This window comes from Rhodoferax sp. GW821-FHT10B06 (assembly GCF_059415605.1).
On sequence record NZ_JBWKNO010000003.1, the window covers coordinates 200496 to 222903 of the forward strand.

The 22408-nt window shown below is 62.3% G+C and carries 20 protein-coding genes and 1 pseudogene; 6 read left to right on the top strand and 15 right to left on the bottom strand.

Annotation, left to right across the window (positions count from 1 at the left end; genetic code table 11):
* Positions 1 to 50: 50 nt before the first annotated feature.
* A pseudogene (locus AC07O2_RS06350) lies at positions 51 to 437 on the top strand (IS21 family transposase); the annotation flags it as partial.
* Between the two features lie 514 nt (positions 438 to 951).
* Here AC07O2_RS06350 and AC07O2_RS06355 read toward each other — a convergent pair.
* From AC07O2_RS06355 to AC07O2_RS06395, 9 genes are all read right to left on the bottom strand, one after another.
* A complete protein-coding gene (locus AC07O2_RS06355; protein ID WP_495074898.1) occupies positions 952 to 2898 on the bottom strand; it encodes a DUF3363 domain-containing protein in 1947 nt (648 codons plus the stop codon).
* 514 nt (positions 2899 to 3412) lie between these two features.
* A complete protein-coding gene (locus AC07O2_RS06360; RefSeq protein ID WP_495074899.1) occupies positions 3413 to 3973 on the bottom strand; it encodes a S26 family signal peptidase in 561 nt (186 codons plus the stop codon).
* On the bottom strand, positions 3970 to 4515 hold the full coding sequence (locus tag AC07O2_RS06365) for a DUF2840 domain-containing protein (protein WP_495074900.1): 546 nt from the start codon (positions 4513 to 4515) through the stop codon (positions 3970 to 3972). The genes AC07O2_RS06360 and AC07O2_RS06365 overlap by 4 nt, the downstream gene beginning before the upstream one ends.
* The gene (locus AC07O2_RS06370; protein ID WP_495074901.1) at positions 4512 to 4763 is read right to left on the bottom strand and encodes a chromosome partitioning protein ParB; all 252 of its coding nucleotides are present in this window, start codon (positions 4761 to 4763) and stop codon (positions 4512 to 4514) included. Before AC07O2_RS06370 ends, AC07O2_RS06365 begins: the two co-directional genes overlap by 4 nt.
* Positions 4760 to 5398, bottom strand: coding sequence for a ParA family partition ATPase (parA, locus tag AC07O2_RS06375; protein WP_495074902.1), 639 nt, complete (start codon positions 5396 to 5398; stop codon positions 4760 to 4762). The genes AC07O2_RS06370 and parA overlap by 4 nt, the downstream gene beginning before the upstream one ends.
* A gap of 274 nt (positions 5399 to 5672) precedes the next feature.
* Positions 5673 to 6542 (bottom strand): replication initiator protein A, encoded by an 870-nt coding sequence (locus AC07O2_RS06380; RefSeq protein ID WP_495074903.1) that lies wholly within the window; start codon positions 6540 to 6542, stop codon positions 5673 to 5675.
* 35 nt (positions 6543 to 6577) lie between these two features.
* A complete protein-coding gene (locus tag AC07O2_RS06385) occupies positions 6578 to 6880 on the bottom strand; it encodes a helix-turn-helix domain-containing protein (RefSeq protein WP_495074904.1) in 303 nt (100 codons plus the stop codon).
* 84 nt (positions 6881 to 6964) lie between these two features.
* Positions 6965 to 7762 (bottom strand): DUF2285 domain-containing protein, encoded by a 798-nt coding sequence (locus AC07O2_RS06390; RefSeq protein WP_495074905.1) that lies wholly within the window; start codon positions 7760 to 7762, stop codon positions 6965 to 6967.
* A 364-nt stretch (positions 7763 to 8126) separates the two neighbouring features.
* The gene (locus AC07O2_RS06395) at positions 8127 to 8477 is read right to left on the bottom strand and encodes a DUF2958 domain-containing protein (protein WP_495074906.1); all 351 of its coding nucleotides are present in this window, start codon (positions 8475 to 8477) and stop codon (positions 8127 to 8129) included.
* Between the two features lie 426 nt (positions 8478 to 8903).
* Here AC07O2_RS06395 and AC07O2_RS06400 point away from each other — a divergent pair, with 426 nt between their 5' ends.
* The gene (locus tag AC07O2_RS06400) at positions 8904 to 9200 is read left to right on the top strand and encodes a helix-turn-helix domain-containing protein (protein WP_495074907.1); all 297 of its coding nucleotides are present in this window, start codon (positions 8904 to 8906) and stop codon (positions 9198 to 9200) included.
* Between the two features lie 47 nt (positions 9201 to 9247).
* On the opposite strand, the gene AC07O2_RS06405 is transcribed toward AC07O2_RS06400, so the two are convergent.
* Positions 9248 to 9556, bottom strand: a complete 309-nt coding sequence (locus tag AC07O2_RS06405; protein ID WP_495074908.1) for a DUF736 domain-containing protein — start codon at positions 9554 to 9556, stop codon at positions 9248 to 9250.
* Between the two features lie 773 nt (positions 9557 to 10329).
* Entirely contained in the window at positions 10330 to 12369 is a 2040-nt protein-coding gene (locus AC07O2_RS06410) for a ParB/RepB/Spo0J family partition protein (protein ID WP_495074909.1), read from the bottom strand.
* A 728-nt stretch (positions 12370 to 13097) separates the two neighbouring features.
* On the opposite strand from AC07O2_RS06410, the gene AC07O2_RS06415 reads away from it, so the two are divergent.
* A complete protein-coding gene (locus tag AC07O2_RS06415) occupies positions 13098 to 13817 on the top strand; it encodes a CPBP family intramembrane glutamic endopeptidase (RefSeq protein ID WP_495074910.1) in 720 nt (239 codons plus the stop codon).
* 529 nt (positions 13818 to 14346) lie between these two features.
* Here AC07O2_RS06415 and AC07O2_RS06420 read toward each other — a convergent pair.
* From AC07O2_RS06420 to AC07O2_RS06435, 4 genes are all read right to left on the bottom strand, one after another.
* A complete protein-coding gene (locus AC07O2_RS06420) occupies positions 14347 to 15174 on the bottom strand; it encodes a DUF932 domain-containing protein (RefSeq protein ID WP_495074911.1) in 828 nt (275 codons plus the stop codon).
* 805 nt (positions 15175 to 15979) lie between these two features.
* Entirely contained in the window at positions 15980 to 17959 is a 1980-nt protein-coding gene (locus AC07O2_RS06425; protein ID WP_495074912.1) for a DUF3732 domain-containing protein, read from the bottom strand.
* Positions 17959 to 18453, bottom strand: coding sequence for a three component ABC system middle component (locus AC07O2_RS06430; RefSeq protein ID WP_495075087.1), 495 nt, complete (start codon positions 18451 to 18453; stop codon positions 17959 to 17961). Before AC07O2_RS06430 ends, AC07O2_RS06425 begins: the two co-directional genes overlap by 1 nt.
* Positions 18454 to 18455: 2 nt before the next feature.
* The gene (locus AC07O2_RS06435) at positions 18456 to 19529 is read right to left on the bottom strand and encodes an ABC-three component system protein (RefSeq protein WP_495074913.1); all 1074 of its coding nucleotides are present in this window, start codon (positions 19527 to 19529) and stop codon (positions 18456 to 18458) included.
* A gap of 444 nt (positions 19530 to 19973) precedes the next feature.
* Between AC07O2_RS06435 and AC07O2_RS06440 the strand changes: the two genes are divergently transcribed.
* From AC07O2_RS06440 to AC07O2_RS06450, 3 genes are read left to right on the top strand one after another with little or no spacing between them, the layout of a single operon-like run.
* On the top strand, positions 19974 to 20585 hold the full coding sequence (locus tag AC07O2_RS06440) for a type IV toxin-antitoxin system AbiEi family antitoxin domain-containing protein (protein WP_495074914.1): 612 nt from the start codon (positions 19974 to 19976) through the stop codon (positions 20583 to 20585).
* Positions 20582 to 21427 carry a nucleotidyl transferase AbiEii/AbiGii toxin family protein gene (locus AC07O2_RS06445; RefSeq protein WP_495074915.1) on the top strand — a complete coding sequence of 282 codons (846 nt, stop codon included), beginning with the start codon at positions 20582 to 20584 and terminating at the stop codon, positions 21425 to 21427. Before AC07O2_RS06440 ends, AC07O2_RS06445 begins: the two co-directional genes overlap by 4 nt.
* Before the next feature lie 30 nt (positions 21428 to 21457).
* Complete coding sequence (locus tag AC07O2_RS06450; RefSeq protein ID WP_495074916.1) at positions 21458 to 22408, top strand: AlbA family DNA-binding domain-containing protein; 951 nt, start codon at positions 21458 to 21460, stop codon at positions 22406 to 22408.

The following is a 22408-nucleotide window of genomic DNA, read 5'->3' on the forward strand; positions in this document are numbered from 1 at the left end:
GGCTGTAAAGTGACATTTTCGAAACGTTTGAACCATACAAAGCACGCCTATTGGAGGCCCTCGGCTTCGATGGTTCCTATGGTCGGGTCGCGGTGTTCTACCGAAAATGGCATGCGGAACGCCAAGAAGCGCTCCGAGTTGCCGGCCGCGGTACGTACGTTCCGCTGGTATTTGGGCCAGGAGAGGCGTTCCAGTTCGACTGGAGCGAGGATTGGGCGGTCATTGCCGACGAACGCGTCAAGCTGCAGGTGGCGCATTTCAAGCTGAGCCACAGCCGGGCTTTCAGCGTCCGGGCCTATCTGCTACAGACGCACGAGATGCTCTTCGACGCCCACAACCACGCCTTTGGCTTGCTGGGCGGAGTGCCAAAGCGTGGCATCTACGACAACATGAAGACGGCTGTGGACAAGGTTCGCAGTGGCAAAGACCGGGACGTCAAGGAGCCTACCTACCAGGGCGGCAAGCAGTTGATGGCCTAAGCTGGCACCAGCGCGACCAGCCGTCACCTTTGAGGCCAAAAGCCGATCCAGGAGCAAGCCCCAGCCCCTACTTCGCACACAAGCTTTCTGGCCGGATCCAAGGAATTGCGGTGGCCCGCAACACGGAAAACAGATACATCGCGCCCTCAGCATCCGGGACCTCAACGCCTGGGATTGGACGCCAAAGCATCCGACAGACAGCAGCGCCCCGTGTGCGACAGCATCCCCTGATGCGTATTGCCCCACGCCTGATGGTGGATTCGTTCGACGTCTCGCGCCGTACTTACTCAAGATCAAAAATCAAACGGAGCCTATTCTGGGCGTTCGCGCACAGCGTACTGGGTATGCCGCTGGCGGCCTTGAGCTTACTGAGTCCGGTCATCGCGGCGCAGTCATCGCTATCAGCAGCCCGAGGTCGTCATCAATGCCCTTGTGCTGCGCCGCTGGCGTGGTACGGCTACAGCCGCCAACGTTACTCCACAGAGTTGCCACGCTGTCGCCCAATTCCCCACGACACCCCTCCGCCGCGCACAGTGGCAGCAATCTGCCGCCCCAGCCGCTGCTCAATCACCGGTTTCCACGGCACCAGCGAGAACCCTATACCATCATCGAGCATGGCGTAGCGCCCGCTGGCAAGTACGATGCTACGTCGATAGATGCCCGCCACGCGCTGCCCCTCGGCCACAGGCCGGTGCTCCAAGCCGGTTTCTGCTGTTATGTCCTGCGCGGCCTTTGCCAGCTCGCGCCCACGCAGCGTCGCCAGCAGGTTGCGCGCCAGGATCACGCGCTGCCCACGCCGCTCAGCCAGTCCCTGTTCGGTCAGAAAGTCGGCGCGCTGCTGCAGCGCGTCCTTGACCTCACCACCAAAGCCGAGATCGCCCAGTCCCTTGCCGCCGCCGATCAACTGCTGATCCAGCCAGGTCGCACCAATCACACGCGCCTGCCGTTCGATGGGCAGGTACGATTTCAGCTCCACTGCCACGCCGCCACCCAAGCGCTGGGCATCGTACTGGCGACCTCGCTCGGCCAAGTCATCAGGCACGCGCCAGACACCTTCGGCCACCCGCTCCACGATGCCGGCACGGCGCAGACCTTCGAGTCGGCGCACGTGCGCGGCTACCACCTCGCGCGGGTCGCGGTCGGCTGTGGCCTGGCCTTGGGCGATAGCAAGGTGATGATCGGTTCGATAGATGCCGTCCGCCGCCAGCGCGGCGATGTTCCGGTCGGACGTACGCACTTCGGCCGCCCCCTTCACTTCCACCACGGCGCCAATCGGGTACTGCTCCAATTCCGTGCGCGGCGGCAGCGCGACATAGTGCGCTTTGCCATCTGTGCCATCGACGATCAAATAGCCCTTGTCGTACAGCTCATCAGCCAGCCCCTTGCCGCTCATCCGGCCGACGATGGAACGCCCATCCTCGCCTGATTGGAACACCGCTAGTTCGCGCGGCCTTCCACTCATGGCTCGCTGCATGGTGCGGATGATGTCTCCGCGCTCGCCCATGGCCCGCAGGGTCGGCTCAGCCTCAGCGTGGACAGCCCAAACGCCTGGCTGCTGCTCGGTCGCCAAGCCCATGCGCTGTAAGCGTTGCAGGCGGCCGATCAGCAATTGCCGCTGACGTTGCAACCGGGGGGTGGCCAGCGTCTCGGTTCGCACCAAGCCATCCACCGCTTCTCGCTGCAAGGTGCGATCCAGCCCTGTCCAGCGCTCCTGATCGACTTCGCGCTGCATGCCACGCTGGATTTCCAGCTCGGTGCGTGGCCCTAGCCATTCGGTCGCCAGTTCCGATGCCCGGTTCCGCATGCCTTGGCCGATGTAATCGCGGGAGATGATGAGATCCTTACCGGTGTCGTCCTTACCGCGGAGGACGACGTGCGTGTGTGGGTTGTCGGTGTTCCAGTGATTCACCGCCACCCATTCCAGCCGCGTGCCGAGGTCAGCCTCCATGCGCGCCATCAAATGCCGGGTATAGGTACGCAGGTCGTCGAGCTGTTCGGCATCCTCGGAAGAGATGATGAAGCGGAACTGGTGCCGGTCCTCCCGGCCATGTTCCTCGAAGGCGGCCAAGTCGGCATCGTCAGCGGCCGGCCCATAGGCCTGGCCGGGTTCGCCCTGACGCCCGACACCCTCGCGCTCGATGTAGCGCAGGTGCGCGACGGTCGAGCGCGCTCCGGCCTTGGCGAGATTGACCAGCCGGGCCTTGATGGTCACCCGCCTGGCATTGGGCGCCCGCGCGTGATCTGTAAAGCGTGCTGCGACGTGGCCACGGCCCAGCCGTGCGCCGGGCCGACTCCCTGCCTTGCCGGCTTTGGTTCCGGCCTTGCTCGCCTGGCGCAGCACCTGAGTGACGAAGGCATCGCCGCGTTGTTTGGGTGCACCAGGGCGAACGCGGAAACGGTCGTCGTCGCTGCGGCTCATACCGTGTCTCCATCCAAGACCGACGCAGTCCAGCGGGCGATGCACACTCTTTCCCTAATGCCTGCAAGGCGTTGCCTGATCTCGCGGCACGGTGCCGCGATCAGGCGCGTGCCGCGCCACCCCCATGTGCAGACTGGGTTTTCGCACAACGAAGTGCCGCGACCTTTTATCTTGCCCTGCACCTTCCCCCTGCCTGACGGCACTGGGATGCGATGCCTCGGCGGCGCTGCGTCCTGCGCAGCCGACCCGCCGACGAACGCCAGCCATGCCTGCGGCATGGCGCGCTCGGGGCAAGCCATCTGCACGTTGGGGCGCACGCAAACGTGCGCGAAAGGGTGCGAAGAACTGGCCCTCAAATACAGCAACGGATGCAGGGAAAAGCGCTGTGCAAATGCATTCAAGCGGCACGCACAAGGACGTTGCGCCAGCATCGGCAACGACAGTTCCGATAGCAGGCCAACGTAAAATCGAGACCACGACAGCCTCCGGTGAGTCCGCGTGCAGTCGGTCGATTTCATGGCTGCTTCTCCAGGTAGATCGGCTGTGCCGTACCGATCACGGTGGATGCAGAAATTGGCCCAAAATACCGGCTGTCGAACGACGCCGGATTAGTCGCACTGAGCAGAAACAGTTCACCTTCGGCAAGCGCCCGACACTGCGACCAGGAAGGTAGCGGACGGCCCAGCCGGTCGGTGCGCAACACGGCGGCCACCGGCACGCCGTCAATGCGCACAACACCATTGACGATGCAAACGTGTTGAGGAGCAACCGCGCCGATACGTTTGAGCAACGGGATGTGGGATGGCAGGTAGCCACGCTGCGCAGCCAGTGCGGTCGCTTCTGCCGGAAGCCGGGCCAGCACGATGCTGCCGACGTGCAGCGAGTCGGCTTGCGAATTGACCGATTCGATGCGATACCAGCCGACCGGCACGCTGTTGGATGGGTTGTAGACGACATGCACCGAAGACATCGCAAAGGATGCCCAGGCAAGCGCAGCAAGGCCGCAGGCGGACAGCACCCCAAACGCGAGTTGAGCGCGCATGCGCGAGCGCGGTTTGATCGTTGCCGCGGTCATTGCAATTCCTTCCCGGCAAGCCAGGCGGCATGTCGCTCGATGGTGTATTGCGGCAGTACCAGGTGTGCGGAGAGACGGTTGCCCAACGTGCGCCAGTACGCGGGTGACACGTCGATGGGGGCGATATCCAGTGCCTCGATCGCGTCAACTAGCGGCAGCACGGCCTGCACCTGTCGTTCGCCTTCGGCGTGCAGCAGGATGCGCGCGCTGGGTTGTATGCCTGGAATGCGCTGCACCGCGTCCAGCGGCGTACAGGCTTGCATCACCATGAGCTGCCAGCGGGTCGTACCGTAGTCGTTGGACTCCCAGCGGATGCGGCAGAAGATGGATGCTGGCAGGAACACCGCCCTGCGCCGCCAGCGGTCAAGCTGGATGATGCGCTCCGGGTTGCCGAAGCGCAGATAGAGGTTGATGCGCTTGTCCACGTAAGCGAGCGCCACGCGAGTCAACGGTGTGTTGCCGATTTGGCTGGCAAGTGTGAGCAGCGATGGTGGCGACGCAGCCGCGCTTGTTGTTGGTGGAACTTGCGTGTTTGTATTCATGTTGTCTTCTCCGGGAACTCCCGTTCCAGCAAGGCGCGCAGCAGTTCGGCTACCGTGGTGCCTTTGGTGAAAGCCGAGACCTTGATGCGAGCGCGCAGCGCGGGCGTCACGTCGAGGGTCAGGCGCGCGGTGTAGAGGTCGCCCTTGTTGATGTCGCTGCCGTCACCCTGGCGAATCCACGCTTCCGCGTGCGGATTCGCTGGTGGACGTGCGCCGATGGCGATGCGTTTTCCGTGTCCGCCGCTCATGGCGACCACCGCAGCAGCTCATCCACCAGCGCAGTGATCTCACGCGCGGCAGCGCTGTCCGGCACCAGTTCGCGGGCCAACCGACCAGCGGCCACGCTGTCTGCGAAAACGATGCGTTGGCGCACCTCTGCGCGCAGTGCGGGCAGCGGTTGATCGGCAAGCGAGTTGCGCGCCTCGCGTCCGATGACCGTGGTGCTGACACGCCGATTGATGACGAAGGCCGCGCGCAGCGTTGGCCTGAAGACCTGGGCCTCGCGGATCAACGCCACCATCTCGGCGCTGGCCCAAACGTCATATGGACTGGGTTGCACCGGGATCAGCACGCAGTCGGCCGCCAGCAGCGCGGAGCGCGCGAGTGCGGCGATTCGAGGCGGGCCATCAATCACGATGTGATTGCAGCGTCTGGCTAGTTCTGGCGCTTCCTGGTGCAGGGTTTCCCTTGCCAGGCCGACTGCGCTGAACAACCGGGGCAGCCCTTGCTGGCTGCGCCGTTGTGTCCAATCCAGCGATGACCCTTGCGGATCGGCATCCAGCAGGATGACTTGCTTGCCCTGCATCGCCAGTTCACCGGCGATGTGGGTGGCGAGCGTGGTTTTGCCGACCCCGCCTTTTTGGTTCAGCAAGGCGATGATCATGGCCTTGCTCCTGCTGGTAAACGGCTTTGGAAGCGGGGTTCAAAGCCGTATTCAAAGCAGTTTTGAGCACTTGTCCACCGAACCGGCGCGCTCTTACTAAAAGTTAGAGGTTTTAAGTTAGGGAAGTTAAGGGAGGCCGGAACCCGCGCCATCATTGACTTGGCGGCCGATTCGTACTCCTGATAGCACGATAGACGTACTCCCGATAGCACGAGCCACCTTGCGCCTGATAGCACGAGCCCATTCACAGGAGAGACACCGGTTATCCACAAAATCAAGCTCTGCCGACCTGGAATGTGTTTTCGGTGGATAACTTTGGCCGGAAAACCAGGATTTCCGGCCCGTCCGGCAACCGCTCGATGCTCAGCGTGTAGCCTGGAAAAGACTGGCGTGCCACCAGTCTGCGCAAGTCGTAGGCGAAGTCCGAGAAGCGTGCGGAGCTGCCCGATTTGCGGTGCAGGTGCGGGAAGTCGAACTGCCAGCCACTGGGCTGCTTGCCGCCGTGTTTGCGCACCAGCCGGTATAGCCAGCGCTCGATACCGCCCGTGAGCTTGAAATACGCCGGGTCGATGGTCAGTACCAGGGCCTCGTCCAGCACGCCGGCATAGAACCAGTCCGGCAGGATCAATTCGAGGCCCAGCGGAACTCCCTTGCTGTCGGCCCGCTCCTTCCACTCGTTGATCCAGGAGAAGCGATGCAGGCGGCGGCCTGTCGTTTCCCGGATCGAGGTCGCCACGCTGGTGGACTGCAAGCGGTCCAGCGCTGCTTTTAAGCGCTGATAGTCGTGCAGCGACGTACCGCGTCCGATGAAGCGCAGGATCTCGTAGGGTGTGGCCTGCATTCGTCGAGAGCTGCGGATGCCCGCATCCCACGCTTCCACGATCTGGCTGGCCGCCCAGATCAGGATGTCGGCATCCCAGATCGTGGCGATGCCGTGCTCTTGTGTTCCCTCCACGCGTACGGTCACGCCACCGGAATGAAAGTCGATCGGCGCGATACGCCGCGACTTGGCCAGCGAGAAGAACGGATAGGCCATCAAGTCCTGGGCGTCGCGCGGTGCCATGTCGCCCGGCAGCGCGCGAAACAGGTCGAGCTGTTCGTGCTGCTGCATAGTCTGCGCTGGCGGCAGCGATGGGCTGGACATGGCGAGGGCCATCGGCGCGCCTGGCCTGCCTAACTTCAGCGGCGCCCATGTTGACCATCGCGGCTGTCGCCAGAATGGCGCTCGGCGTATTCAGGGTCGGAGGTAGCCTCGAAGCTGCGGGCATCCGCCCAAGTTTCGAGGTCGGCCACCGCGTACATGACACGTCGGCCGAATTTGCGGAAGCGCGGCCCACCGCCCATGACGCGCTGCTTTTCTAGCGTGCGCGGTGACAGTCGCAGGAACACGGCGGCTTCGTCGTTGGTCAGGTAGCGTGCGGGTGGCACTGGTTGCTGCGTGGCAGCGGGTGCGGCAGCGGGCCGCAAGGGGACTGGTCTCATGGTGTGAATCTCCATCGTTTAGGGTCGCCGGCCACAACAGCGCGACCGGATGGAGGCCAGTCTCAAGAAAGCACGGCGTTCTGCTCAGGGACGATTTGTGTCCGATATGGAACGTCCCTGTTCAAGCGGTGAAAGCTGTGCGAGGCGGCGATAGCCGCCCAACATCAGCTTTTTGCCGCGTTGCACCAGGCGGCGCACGCGGGCGCGCAGATCGCTATCGGCGTGCCAGCCCTCGGCCACGGCATCGGGGCCGAACAGCACGTCGGCCACCGTTCGCAAGGACGCACCCGCCAGGGTGCCGTCGAGCGCCTGCAAGGTGTGCAGTTCCAGCAGCGACGACGGGGATGGGCGTGGTTTGACGACTCCCGCAGGCATGGTGTCGCTGGCCTCCTGCAGCTTGTCCAATTCGCCAGCCAGCGTGCGATAGCGGGCGCAAGGCGCTTGGCAGGCGCGGATGGCGTAGACGTAGGCCATGCCGTCCTCCAGCGTTGGCGCGAGTGCCAAGCGCAGACAGCAGCCTGGCTCCCGGGCGACCAGCACCAAACGTCGGCCGTCATGGATCAGTTGCTTGTAGCCCGGGATGCGCCAGAAATCGAACGCGACCGCATCGGGTGGCGGATCGGTATCGGGATAGAGCTGCACCACGGTATCGTGGTCGGGGAACCAGGCCGGGTGCGCATCTCGCGCATCCTGGCCGGGATCTTCCAGCAGGCGAAGACCCCAGCGCAGCGCCTCCTCGGGGTGGCGGTGGCGGCGCAGCCAGTCGTGACGGTAGTCCGGGTCGCGCCGCAAGTATTCCCAGGCCAAGGCCGGGGCGTCCAGATGCAGGACGTAGAGATACGCGGCGCGGGGATGCCAATGATCGGAACTCAGCTCTGCCATGGCGCAACCTCCTGTCGGATAGCAGGAACAGTCGCCACGGGTGCCGGTTTTACGAAGCTACAGAGTTATCACCAAAAAAGTCATATCGATATTCAATAATCGCGTAATGCCAAGACTGTCTGGCTCCGAAACGTTATAGGGATCGTCCGAATGCGACGGCAGCGCAACCAGAAATGGTGCGCAGCATCCAACCACGGTGCCGCAAAGTCCGTCAAGCATCGTGACTGTTTGGGTCGCGTTTGCACCGCTGAGGTGCATAGTCTGGATTGATGTGATCAGGGTCTGAACTGAGACCCAAATAGACACATTACGCTGCAACCAGCGGCGCCTGGATGGCCCGCCGCAGCGGGCCATCCGGTTCGTATCAGTCGATGATTGAACCGTTGATGCGGGCCAGCCGCGCATAGTCTGACAGCGTGCGCTGCGCGACGAAATACAGATCGCGCTCTACCGGCAGCTTCAACGGTCCGACGATGGATGCCAGATCGGATATCCGCACGTTGCCCAGCTCGGGCATGCCGATGCCGACATCGCACAGCCCAAACGCCGTATCGCCATCCTCGGGATCGAGTTCAGTGAGCAGCCAGGTCGCGTGCGCGTCCGGGGTGAACAGCTTGACGACGGGCGGCGGGTCAATGTCCTGGCCTTCGGCAGTGGCTTGGCCATTAGCGAGCAGTTGGGCGCGTTGTTCGTCGGTGATGAGAGCTTGGGTCATGGTCGCTTCCTTTGAAGGGTTCACTCCACGGCGGAGCGAGGCGACTGGGGCGCACGTTCCAAACGCAGCCGTCATACCCCAACACGGTCCGGTGCGGGCCGGGGTTGACGGCAAGCGGCGTGCGCCAGACTCGCGCACTTGTCCGCTATGGGGTGAACCTGGGAGCGACCAGGATGGCCACGAAGCCGTATTGCTGGATGCACGGAAAGCCTCAGATGTGCCATTAAGGATGTACGGAAGATCGTAAAAACGTACAGACGGAAGTCAACGAATCCACAGCAGCACAGAAACACGAATTCGGTTTTACACAGAGGCGTAAAAACACGATGACGAGCAAGATACCGTTACCCAGTATGGTAGGCCGAAATAGCCAATGAGTTAAAGATAACGTGGTTTTAATTGTGCTGTTAATCGACGCTTCTGTGCATGCAGAAGCGATCAATCCAGCGTGGCCGCCCGGTCGGCGCCACCACTTTCGAGGCCGAACCGGCGCAAGCCTTCGGCGCGGCAGTGCGCGCGCTGAGAACAGAGCAAGGGGTCGCCCAGGAGACGCTGGCCCACCTGGCCGACATTGAGCGCTCGCACATGGGCAAGATTGAGCGTGGCGAACACATGCCCACGCTGGCGATCATTCTCAAGATCGCACGGGCGCTGGGTTGCAGCTCCGCTGACTTGATGACGGCGACGGAAAGCCGCCTGACGGCTTCCGAGCCGGAGCACTGACCGTCTGGGAACGCCCCGCCAAGGTGGGCGGGGCGTCGGGGCGGCGATCAGTCGCCCTTGTTGCGCGACCAGATCAGGTTGTGCGTGCCGTCCTCGCCTTCGATCAGGCGGGCGTAGACCGTGGCCGGAAACGAAGGATCATCCAAACTGCAAGACACGTAAGGCCTCTCTGCATGGCTGATTTTCTTCCACGCTGCGCCGACTTCCAGCCCGTTGCCTGCCTGGATGCGGTAGTCGGGGGCGTTCTCGCTGGTCTTGTCGTTCTGGATGAATTTGACCTTGACGTTGAGCGTCAGGGTGCGGAGCGTGCCGGTGAAGCCGTCTTGGTCTGCGGTGAAGGTGCCGATGTTAGCCATGATGAATTTCCTTTCGGGGTTGCAAGATCGCGCCCATCGCGTCCTTGTCGGTGATCCAAGGGTGAGGGTCGGGCGGGCTGCACCGCAGAGCAAAGCGATGAGGCCGCAACAGCGTGGAGGACCGGGAGGCCCAAAGAATTTGCTGCGCGAGGAAGGCGCACAGCGCCGGGGAAATTGTTTGGGCCGGACGGTTGCAGCCATGAAGCCCGAGGCGCAAGCCGTGCCCTCGCCAGGATTCACGACAAGCCAAGGACGCAGGGGTCGAACTGGCCCGAATGGAACGATGGTCAACTCGGCATCCCCGCAGGAAGGCAGCGCCGGCATGGGCGTTGATGCTGGCAAGGTCTGGCCCGGAACGACTGGAGGGAACGCTCCCTGCACCAGACGGCAAGCGGGTTGAAGCGTGGCGTGGAATCTTCATGGCAAGGCTGTGTGGCGCGTCGGTGAACCGTCCTTCGTGATCTAACTGGCGGCCAACCGTCAGCATCGTGGGCGGCACGCATTTGCACAACCTGCCGCAGCATGGTGCAGCGCACCTCAGCACCTGCCCACCGTGGCGGGGACTCTGCTTGGGCAAGTGCATCGCACGCGCAGGCTCGGCATGGGCCGGAGTGCTTGCCGATTCGACGCCCCGCCACGTAGGCGGGGCGCATTTTGGGTTTCTGAGGTGGCTTGTCGGCTGTTAGACCGGGCGCGGCAAACTTGCCGCGCCCGATTTTTAATAAAAGATACCCCGGCGCATTTCTGTACCGGGGCCATTTGTCATTGCGACCTTACGCAGCCAGCGCCTCGGCCAATTCCTCCACCGGGATGGCAGCACCCTGCGGGGCTTCCTTTGGCGTGTCGTTCGTCATGTCCTGCGAATTTTCCTGCTGCGCGTCGTCCTGCGCCGCGCTGGTGATGTCCTCACTCTTGAAAACGGCAGGCATCCAGCCCGTCCCCACCGCCAGCCGCTCGGCCTCGCTGGCAATGTCGACCTTCTTGAGCTTCGCCAGTCGGTTGACGTTTCCGGGTGCAAACTGCTGCACGGCTTCCAGAATCACCGCCTTGGAGACGTGCGAGAAATACCCCTCAGCGGTCGGTGTCCACCATGCCGCCATGTCCAGCCCAACCGCCTGCGCCAACACCTTGCCCGGTGCATCATGTTCCAGCGAAGAAACCACGTCCACAGTCGAAGCCACGCATACCGCCAGCAGTTTCACCAGTTCAACCTGCGGCATTGCCAGCAGCACCGCGAACAGCTCAGCATCGTCCTCCGGCAGCTTCTCACCCCATGCTTGCTGTAGTTCCCGCAAGGCGATAGCGGCGGGCGACTGCGGCCAGTCCGGGGCATAGCCCTCCAGTCTGTCCTGTGGGCGGACACTGATGCCGATAGGCAATTCCACCGCATAGCCCTCCTGCAAAACCCGCTGCACCATGCCATGCACCAGCCCGGCCAGCGATGCCTGCGGATTGCGCGCCAGTTCGATTTGCAGTGCCGCCGTGCGGTGGGCGCTCAAACGGCGTGCCAGCTTCTCGGAGATTCCGGCCTTCTTCGACGCGGGGCTGTCCTCGTCCTCGGTTTCTTCCGGTGCCATGCCACCTTGCACCCGCGCCAGCGTGCGCAGCGCCTTGGCTTCGGCCTCACGTAGCAATCCGCGATGGATGACGGGTTCGCCTTGGCGGTCGAGCGTGACGACAACACCAGCAACAGCGCGAATGCTCGGACTGTAGGCTAGTAACTCGGCCTCCAGGGCTTCCAGTTGGTCGCCCACGCTGCGGCCTTCCTCGTCGAGTGCTTCGGCTTTCTCTTCGTCCTCGGCCTCCAGTGCGGATTCCAAGGCCTGCCCGATTTCCTGCAACTTCGCTTGCAGCTTGGCGATACGCTTGGCTTCGCGGGCATTGGCCTTGCGCGGCTCCTTCGGCGCACGCTGGAAGGCTTGCAGGTCGGCATAGGTGGTAGCGGGGACAGCCTCCACCCACGCCCAGCCCTCGGCGCGTACTGTGTCGGCCAACCCCGCCAGCTTGTCCTGTGCCAGCCGGTCGAGCAGCCCGGTATCGCTCAGGTAAATGCCTTGGTCGGCATCGGCAAACAGGTCACGGCGGATGGCACCGCCTGCGGCCTCGTAGGTATCCAGCCCGACAAAGCGCACCAGCGGGTGGCGGTGGGCATCAATCTCCCGCTCGGTCAGCCGCTCCCGCAAAGCGGTCGGGTTACGCTGCCAGTTCGGCGCATCGTAGAAAGCGGCTTCCTGCGCGGCGTGGTCATCGGTGATGGCCAAAGCCATCAACTGGTCAAGATTGACCTCGTCGGCGCGGTAGTCGGCCATCAGGCGTGGCGAGACGTTCGCCAGCTTCAAACGACGCTGTACCACCAGCGGGGTCACACCAAAGTCTGCGGCAATGTCTTCGATGGAGCGGCCTTCTTCGATCAAGGCGGCGAAAGCCTCGAACTGGTCGGCGGGGTGCATAGCTTCGCGCTGCACGTTCTCGGTCAGGCTGGCAGTGCGGGCCGACGCATCGGCCACCAGCAGGCAAGGCACCGCGTAATCCTTGGCAATGCGGTGTTTCTTCGCCAGTATTTTCAGGGCAGCAAGGCGACGGCCACCCGCCACCACTTCGTAATGTTCGCCATCGCTGGCAAGAATCACGGTCAGGTTTTGCAGCAGCCCTACGCGCTGGATGCTCGATGCGAGGGCATTGATGGAAGCGCCCAAAGTCTTGCGCACGTTGCGCTTGGACGGGCGAAGCTGCGACAGCGGCACCAGCAGCATGCTTTGCGCCGGGGTTACTGCTTGCAGGGCTTGGACTTCTTGATGGGTAACGGTATTCATGGTGAAAGCTCCTGTCCCGTGTTGGGACGAAATAAGAAAAAAAATGGAAGAACAAAACTCGGTGTCGATTCACGGTGTCGGTATCTGCATGCGCGCTCTCCTGTGGTTTCAAAGCTGACCGGATTCCAAGATTCGGAGCCCGTTGTGGCTTCGGTTGGTTCGGCGCAGAGACCTGGGCCGGTCCCTGTTTGCCGCCGTCTTTCCTGAGTTCATCGCCCGCGAAAAACCGGGCCAGCGAGGGACTGGCTGTCAAGGAAGCAAGCGCAGGGTTGGTGCGGCCCGCAGCGCAGCGAGGACTCGGCCCTGCGCGCCTTGACGGCCAGGCACTGCGGGCTACGGTCGCGGGAGAAAGCGATGGACTTGGGGAAAGACGAACAGCGGCCGATAGGCCAGGAGATGCGTTGAAACCAACGCCGCGCGGCAAGCGCCACTGCGTGCCGAAGGCACGCCTAGATGGATGGCTGTTGGCCGATCAGGCGCAGCCTGTTCGGGCGGCATTGCAGGGGCGCCAAGCAAAGCGCGGCGGGGATGGGCTGACCAGCCGATCCCCTGGAGAGCAAACGCAGTGCGCAGCCCTATAAGGGCGGAGGCGTCAGCGATGGAAGCCCGGAAGGGGCGAGACGGCGCAGGCGGCTCGATGCCATGCACGACAGCGCGGCCCGACTGTGCCGGGAGACGCACAATGCAAAGAATACAAATACCAATCTCTTGTTGAAAGAATCTTGACCTTGACGACAACTTCTCAGCAACACCCATCCATCCTTGGCCTGGGCGCACCTTTCGCCACACGTTGGGGCCTGGCCTTGCTTTTCGGGCCTCTCGTGTACACGCTCTACCGGACAATGAAGCCCTTGGAACTGGCGGTATTCGGTTTTCCCACCGCCATGGCCTATCCCATCCCGGTGTTTTACGGCCCGGCCTTGGTTTTGCTCGGTGTCATGTTTTTGCTGCACAAGCGGTTTTTCCCAGACATCCCCTTTGTAGGAGCCTGCAGCCGCAAGAACGCCGTCAAGGGCATCATTGCGATCACCATCGTCTACCTCGCAACCTATGTCGCGGCACATCTGTTGGGACAACCCCGCGAGCCTTCCATGGTGAGCCTCTACCAGTTCAAGACAGAAACTCAGGTGGTGGTGCTAGTCGTCTCCCTCCTGCTGCTTCCTCCGATCGTCGAGGAATTGGCATTCCGGCACTTCATCATCTCCACCCTCCCCTTCAACGCCAGTGTGAGGATTTCCTGGATAGCAGTGACCATGACGGCACTCATCTTCGTTTACGCACACAGCTACATTTATCTGACTACCAACTTCTTGATGTTTGCCCTGGCCATGATCTTCGGCCGTGCCCGGATTCGTTCGGGTGGCCTGCTCTTGCCCATTGGCCTTCACGCATACGCGATTGCTTTCGGGCTGGCATGCAACCAGGTTGCGGCCTATTTGGAAAACTGATGTCTTGATTTGCCACGGGGTGAAGACCGAGGGCATTCCGATGCTGTACCGAAGTAACGTTGGGGCAGCACAGGCCGATCAGGCACCGCCTGTTCGGTGGACTTCCGGGGCGCCAAGCCAGCGCGGCGGGGTGGGCTGCAAGCCGCCCCCTGGAGGGCAAACGCAGTGCGCAGGCGTCAGCCGACCGCAGGGAGGGAACGATGGAAGCCCGAGAGGGGCGAGACGCTATGGCGGCTCGATGCCACGCACGACAGCGCGGCCCGGCTATGCCGGGAGACGCAAAGACAATTCAGGCAGGATTGCCGAACTACCCAAATGCGAAGCAACCGGCATTTGTCGGCTGATGTAGGTTGACCCTCGAAGCCAACGATGGCGAATACCTACAGCCATCGAGCGGTCGCGTAGCGAACGCTCCGCCGCGCGCCCAGACGGAACGGATGGGCGTGCGGCGGCCTGGCATGGCCGCCCCTGCTGTGCTGTATGCCTTCGCTGCCGAGGGAGCATTACGCCCCCTCGCTGACTCACCCGGTCAAGCCTTGAGCCGCCTCATGCCTTCGGCCAGCATCCACAAGGCCCGGTTGATCTTGACGTTCTGGTCAATGCCTTGAATGGACCGGGTGCTGTGCCTGCGTCCGGTGACGGTACGCCCATGCAGTCCGCCCTGCGTCAAATTTTCCTGCACGCGGTTGTAGGCGCTCCACAGGTCGGGTCGGTCGTCATCGCGGCGGCGCGGCGCCAATAGCTGCGATTCGGTGATGGGCGCGGGTGTCGTCGGGTCGTCGTACTTGAGGGACAGCGCCGCATGGGCAAACACTTCGGCTTCGCCCGGGTCCAGTGTGATGGCGCACATCTCATCGCGGCGTTCACGCACCAGATCGAAACCATCCAGCACGTCATATGCGCCCTCGATCACTTGCCCGACCACATCGCCTTTGTGCGGAATGCGTAGGTCGGCCACGGTATCGCCGCACACCAATCCGTTTTTGCAGACGAAACGGAACATGCCCGCCAGCATTTGATAGCTGCTGGTGCCATCGTGCGAGTTCAGCAAAATGATTTCGTTGGCCTCCGCGCCGTTGATCTGGTCGGCATGGCGCAGCCGCACCATGTGCTTGGTGTGATCGCGCTTGCCTTCGTCACGCACGCGGGTCTGGCACACCATGAAGGGTTGAAACCCTTCCTTGCGCAGTTCGGACAGCACTGCGCCGGTCGGGATGTAGGCATAGCGGTCGGAGCGGCTGGCGTGCTTGTCCTCGGCGAAGATGGACGGGGCCACGGTGCGAATCTGGTCATCCGATAACGGGTGATCGGCACGCAGTACGGGGGAGCGGGATGCGAAGCGGGTCGCAAGTTGCATGATCTTTCTCCAAAAAATGCTGCTGTGGTTTCAAAGCTGACCGGATTCCAAGATTCGGAGCCCGTTGTGGCTTTGGTTGGTTCGGCGCAGAGACCTGGGCCGGTCCCTGTTTGCCGCCGTCTTTCCTGAGTTCATCGCCCGCGAAAAACCGGGCCAGCGAGGGACTGGCTGTCAAGGAAGCAAGCGCAGGGTTGGTGCGGCCCGCAGCGCAGCGAGGACTCGGCCCTGCGCGCCTTGACGGCCAGGCACTGCGGGCTACGGTCGCGGGAGAAAGCGATGGACTTGGGGAAAGACGAACAGCGGCCGATAGGCCAGGAGATGCGTTGAAACCAACGCCGCGCGGCAAGCGCCACTGCGTGCCGAAGGCATGCCTAGATGGATGGCTGTTGGCCGATCAGGCGCAGCCTGTTCAGCTGTATTCGAGGGGCGCCAAACGAAGTGCGGCGGGGATGGGCTGACCAGCCGATCCCCTGGAGGGCAAACGGAGTGCGCACCCCCATGAGGGCGAAAGCGTCAGGGATGGAAGCCCGGAAGGGACGAGACGACACAGGCGGCTCGATGCCACGCTCGACAGCGCGGCCCGGTTTGCCGGGAGACACACGTCACAATGCAACGAGAAAAATTCCAATCTTTCCTGGAGAAGTCCGCACCCTGCCGGCGTTCGACGAGCACTGCAGCGAGATGCATCTGCACTCGTCGCCAACTGGCGCTCTCGACCCAATGCGGCCCTACATCTCGCGCCATTCAGCCCCCCTGAAGCCACCCTCCGGCAACGATAGGTAGGTGGTTGAAAAAATAGCGAGAGTCAAGCTTCGTTCAGCCACTTCATGGGTACGAGCTTAACCCCGTCTCGCCACTCGCGCAGCCCAACCACGCCAGGGATATCGCCCCACACATCGCGGGACGCGTGGTCCAGCACGATCAGTTGCAGCTTGCCCTCGGCCTTGAGCACGACCTGCCCCATGACCTCGAATGCCTTGCGAACGGCATCGATGTCTTCATCCCGAAAGAGCGGTTCCTCGACCTTTTCATCCGGACGTGTCACAACGCGCTTCGGAAAGTACACCTGGCTGGGCTGGTCCAGGACCATAAAGCCGGGAACGGGACTGCTCGGCTGGGCCAAGTAGAACTGGTGCAGGGCCAGCAACATGGCCAGGTGGTAGGAGAGCCAGTTGGAGCCGCTGCCGATCTCGGACAGGTAGTCATCGCGCTCCGCGCCCCGCACTTTGATCGTCAGGTCGCTGATTTCGAGGGAGATGGGGTCATCGGCGTTCTCCACGTCCAAGGAAGGCAAAAGGCGACCCGCATGTGTGTTGACCGCGAGCAAGGCTCGGCGCTTACGGGAGTCGACATCCTGCTCGCGAAGTTCCGCCTCTAACCGCTGAACGATCTCCCGCAATCGGGCCACCTCATCAACAAGTTCACTGTCGCTGCCCAGGCGCCGGTGAAGATCGAGGGCGGACTCGAGGTTACCGACAAATCGCTCAGCTTTCTTCGCTGCGAACTGACTTTCACTCGCCTCCTTAGAGCGACCGGACAAGGCACGTTTGCGAATCTGAACAGACCGTAACCGCTCCGTCGTCTGGCCCACTTCGGCCGTCACGCGCTGCAGTTCACGATCAAATGCGGCGGGCACTTCCTTGTCGACGCCGGCCTCGGCTTCGACTTCTTCCAATCGCGCTGACAGCACCTCCAGCTTGCGTTTTGCCGAATCGGTGTGACTGCCACACATGGGGCAGTCTGCTGCGTCATCCGTGTGTGAGACCAGCCAACTGGATAACTTGAGACGTCCCCGCTGAAGCCCTATCGCCGCCTCATACTGATCGACGCCGGAGCTCATGCGGTTCATTTCCTCGAGCCGATGCCTCAGCGTGGTCAGCTCTCGCGACACCTCGCGCTCCTCAGCATCCAGGCCACTGAGCTCGCGCAATGCATCAGAGATCGTCGAGGTGCTGACGGACAGGGTCAGATCCGTGCGTGCGACGACCTCCTCCAGCAGCTCGATCATTTGCCCTCGCGTGGGTTGTTGCTCAGACTTGGACGTCAAGCCCAGCTCTTGGGCTTCGCTGAACTTGACCATCAGATCCGCCAGCCAGCGCGCCGACACCTGCTGAGCATCCTTGAGCTCACGCTCCTTGCGGCGCAATTCCTGACGTGTACGGCCCAGCTCGAACTGCTTTGCCATGAGGGCCGGCGTCACTGCGCCCAGCACATAGGGAAATATCTTGCGCAGCTTCTCGCGGTGCTCGTAAGTGTTGGTCTTAAAAAACAGCACGTCCGGGTTGGCTACGATGTTCTGCGGCTGAAACGTGAACGCGGCAAGATCCCGAAAGCTCGGGCGGCCGTCAAAACCGGTCGAGTCGTCCCCACCACCGGTGAAGTCCAGCTTCGACAGGCCGGCGAGGTCATCCAGCAGCCGCTTCACTGCGTCGGCGTTCGTGTTCTTGACTATGCGCGGCGGCACCTCGGTGATCCTCTCGGCCTCCATCAGAAACATGTCGTCGGTGCTGCGCTGCGCGCCGGGCTCACGGCGCGCCAGCAGTTTGTCGCCCTGATCGGTCGCCACGACAACTCCGAACCACTCGCAATACTTGCGGATGGTGTTAACGGGAATGGAACACGTGCTGGAGCCGAGGCAGTAGTCGATGATGGGGATGACCGCGGACTTGCCCGTCCGTGACGCGCCGCTGATGACGTTGACCTTGCCCAGATCGAACTGCAGCCGACGCGGCTTGAATTCGGGGTTCCGGGGCCAGAGCACGATCGCGCGAATCTGGAAAAACATCAGAGCCTCACCTTCAGCGTTGTTGTTATCTCGTGCAGCGTAAGCTGCCCACACCAGGCGCCGAGCTTCTCTGCATCCGCCAAGAGCTGCTTCACTTCGTCAGGCATGCCCCGCGCCCTGGTCCGCGACAAAGGAACCGCGCTACCCGCATCCGTGAGGTAGATCAATCGTCCCGCGGTGGCCAACTCGATGGACTGCAAGCTCAGCACACGCCATCGCAAAGCGCGATCATGAAGTTGGAGCAGCAAGTCTTGCTTGGAGACAGCCGAATCACCGAATTTGGCCGCAAAGGCGCGAAGGCCCGAGCTGATCCTAGTACGTTGCAGTAGATCGGCGGTCGCCTGGTGCAGAACGATGGGCAACGTCAGGAAGAGCACCGGCAACGGTGGCGGGTCGCCCGCAGCCTGGGACTCGACGTAGCCACAGCAGAACCGCCATATGACGGCGGCGCCCAATGCCGGGTTCTGGATGTTTTGTACCTCTCGTACTAGCATCGTCACGCCGCCTTTTTCGCCTTGAGGTGCTGCTCGTAGTCGGGATGCCATCCGATCGAGAGGTCATCGGCCAGTCGGTGCAAGCAGCCCGGAATGAAATGCTCGGGCGGGTCCATCGCCTGCACTGACGCGCTGACCTGCATGCAGTCGGCATACAGCGCCTGCCCCTGCTGGTCCTGCGCTTTGCCGGAGTGCGCGACTTTGCAGGCAAGTCGCTTGTTCTTCCAATTTCGCTTGAGGGTGGCGTCGAGGTCATCAAGCGACGTCACATCCACCTCGCCGCGCACGGCCCAATCGGTGCGATCCGCGGCAGCCATCAGGTAGTCGCTCACGGCCTCAAGCTTGTCTTCGAACGTCATGCCGATGATTTCGAGCTGTTGGACAAAGATCTTGGGCAGGTAGCCCTGCGACTCGTCCGAACTCGGCGCCTTCGCGCGACTCAGCAGCACTGTCTCCCGATCGATCTTGCGAACGTAGGCGTCATACGCAACCTTGAATTCGTCTCGTCCGATGATGGCAGGCCGATTTGCCTCCAGGAGCTCGTCCACGCGGCGCTTCACGAAGCCGCACATGTGATCTGCGATGTCCCGGACCTTGCTTGGCGACACCGGATGGGTGCGGATAACGGCTTCGATGTCAGCCTGCGGGCTGCCGGAGCCGCAGGTAAGCCGGAAATTCTTGATGACTCGCGCCACCAGATCCTGGTCAGCATCGAAGACCTTCTCAACGTAGGAGGCGATTTCTGAAGCGACGTCACTTCGCTGCGCGAAGGTGGGCGCCTCGCCCCACAGCGCGGTACGAGCCTGGAGAATGGCAGCGCGGGCGGCATCCAACGTCGCAGCCTCGGCGAGCACATGGACGATCGCGCCTGTCACCGGCCGCGACACGTAAATCTCGAAGAGTGTTCTGTCCGGATCACAGCCGCCTTCCGCGGCCAGGGTGACCCAATTTGACAGCGTCTTCCAAAGCGACTTCGCCCGATCTGCCACCGGGTTCGCGGTGAGCGCGCTCTTGCTCTGAACCAGGTGCACACCTAGCTGCGCATGTTCTTGGGCCACGTCGTCCAAGACCTCCATGCTGCAGGAGCTGCCCTCGGGTACCACAAGCAGGAGATGCAGCAGTCGGGTGTACTGGAGCCCGTAGCCCAGCGCCTGACCTGGAACCTCGGTTTTACGTCGTGACCGCGAGGCTCCCCTACCCGTCGATGTTGTCATTCAGCCCCCTGACTTAATTGAAACATCATCTTACAGGTATGGTGGTATCTGCTCGCGTGCTGCGTGCTGCGTCTGGGCATCGTCGATATGGCATAGCGGGGCGCCTTAGCGTTGTCGCATCACTGATAACAACCAGATTGCCAACATCCGCGCAGTGCCGAAACATGCCAATGTGACGGGAATACTCGTCATCCCTTACGGAGAACATGCCCACCTTCGGCATTGCCAAGTAACCGGACCTTCAACGGCATTGCGTTATCTAGTCGTTTATTGACAAATGACTAATTATTGCAACATACTTCAGGAATGGGCTCTGACTCAACGCTCGAACAAGCCGTCCTCGCGCTCGCCGGGCGTCGGCCACTGCTGCGCGCGCGCGATCTGGCTGAGCAGGGCCTGCCCACAGTGGTGCTCAGCCGACTGGTTGCAGCCGGCAAGCTTGAGCGCATCGCCCGCGGCGTCTATAGCCTGCCGGGACGCGCGCTCAGCGAACACCGGTCGCTGGCCGAGGTAGCCCTGCGCGTGCCGCGTGGTGTCGTATGCCTGCTGTCGGCGCTGCGCGTCCATGGCATCGGCACGCAGGCCCCGTTCGAGGTCTGGATGGCGATACCCCATCACTCGCCCACACCCCGGCTGGACCAGCCTGCTCTGCGCGTGGTGCGCATGTCGGGGGCAGCTCTGACCGAAGGCATCGAGCCGGTTGAGATCGACGGCGTAAAGGTCCCGGTGTTCAACGCGGCCAAGACGGTGGTCGATTGTTTCAAGTACCGCAACAAAATCGGCCTGGACGTGGCGCTGGAAGCGCTGCGCGATGGCTGGTCGCAGCGCAAGCTAGCGATGGATGCGCTCTGGCACTACGCCAGGGTGGATCGCGTGGCCAATGTCATGCGGCCCTATCTGGAAAGCGTCACGGCATGAACCGCAACCTCGCTGCCTCCATCCGGGCCCGCTTGAAGCAGCGCGCCGACACCACGAAGCAGGATTTCAACCTGACGCTGACCCACTATGGGTTGGAGCGGCTGCTGTACCGGCTGTCAGTCTCGCCGCATGCCGCCAATTACCTGCTCAAGGGTGCACTGTTATTTTCACTGTGGTACGACCAGCCCCATCGGCCGACGCGCGATGCAGACCTGCTGGGATTTGGTCCGGACGATATCGACACCGCCGTGGCGGCTTTCCGCGAGATCTGCCAGATTGAGGTGGAGGATGGCATCGCATTTGATCCCGCCTCGGTCAAGGGCTCCGTGATCCGCAAGGAGGCGGGCTATGGCGGCGTGCGGATCGACCTGCAAGCGAAGTTGGATGGTGCGCGCATCGCGCTGCAGGTGGACATTGGTTTTGGCGATGCGGTCACGCCAGCGCCGGAATCGGTAAGCTACCCGGTGCTGCTCGAAGACCTACCCGCCCCGCAACTTCGCTCCTACCCGAAATACACGGTGGTAGCCGAGAAGTTTCACGCAGTGTGCCTGCTCGGCATGGCCAATACCCGCATGAAGGACTACTTCGATCTCCGGGTGTTGCTAACCGAAGGTGCGTTGGCGCCAGCCGAATTGCGCCGCGCAATCGAGGCCACATTCGCGCGGCGGCAACTGGCGATGCCCAATACCCTCCCCTCAGGTTTGAGCGATACATTCGTGCAGGATGCTGCGAAGCAAAAGCAATGGGCCGCCTTCCTGAAAAAGAATCGACTCGAGGCCCTGGACCTCGCTGAGGTCGTCGCGCTGTTGCGCGGCGAGTTCCAGAAAATCCTGGCATCCTGAAGGAGCGAGCCTCTCCAATAAACTGAGCAAATGACCTATACCGCAGCGCAACTTCAGCAGGTTCTTGACGACCACATGCAGGAAGGGCTCTACCTGGAGTTCAAGCGCGGGGCAGCATTGGTGCCATCGAATGGGTCAAGGCAGGAATTGGTAAAGGACTGCACCGGTTTCGCGAACGCCGGTGGTGGGACGATCCTGTATGGGATTGCCGAAGAAGATGTCGAGGGCGTACCTGCTGCGGCGTCACTCTCACCCGTTACCGCCCCAGGTGTTGGCGGCGACTGGCTCACCAATGTCCTCCGAAGCAACACAAGCCCCCCGCTAGGCCGGTTCGAGATCACGGAGCTCGCCGTGCCTGGAGGTCGGATCATCGCTATTGAGATCGAAGCTTCATCGACGGCACATCAAAGTCTCCTCGATCGCCGGTACTACCAACGTGCAGGTCGAAGCACTGAGCCGATGCTCGACTTTCAGATCCGCGATGTCATGAATCGTCGGCTACGGCCAGAAGTGCGCGTTGATCCCAGGCTGGTCAACATCGAAAGCAATGGGGAACTGCACCGCAAGGAACTTGAAGTCTTGATCACCAACGTGGGTCAGGTCACGCTCGAGAACTGGCAGTTTGAGATAGACCTCCCGCACGAGGTCATTCGCGACACGCGTGGCCCTGATGTGCACCCCCTTCTGGAAGCGCTCGTGGAAAGCTGGGGCGACACAATGAGCCTCGCGCGCGGCCCCGGCGACCGACGCTTTCTCAGGATCACGCGCGGAGATCCCGATGACGAGCAGCGCCGTCGCCCCCTTCATCCGGGCCAAACTCATACGCTGGTAGACCCCGACAAACATCCCGCCATTGTCGTGGAGGTCGACCACACCATATGGCGTCAAGTCCACGGACTACCGATCATCTGGCGGATCTTCCTGCCAAACTCGCAACCAATCAATGGCGAATGGCGCTTTGAAGAATGGTGCAACTTCTAG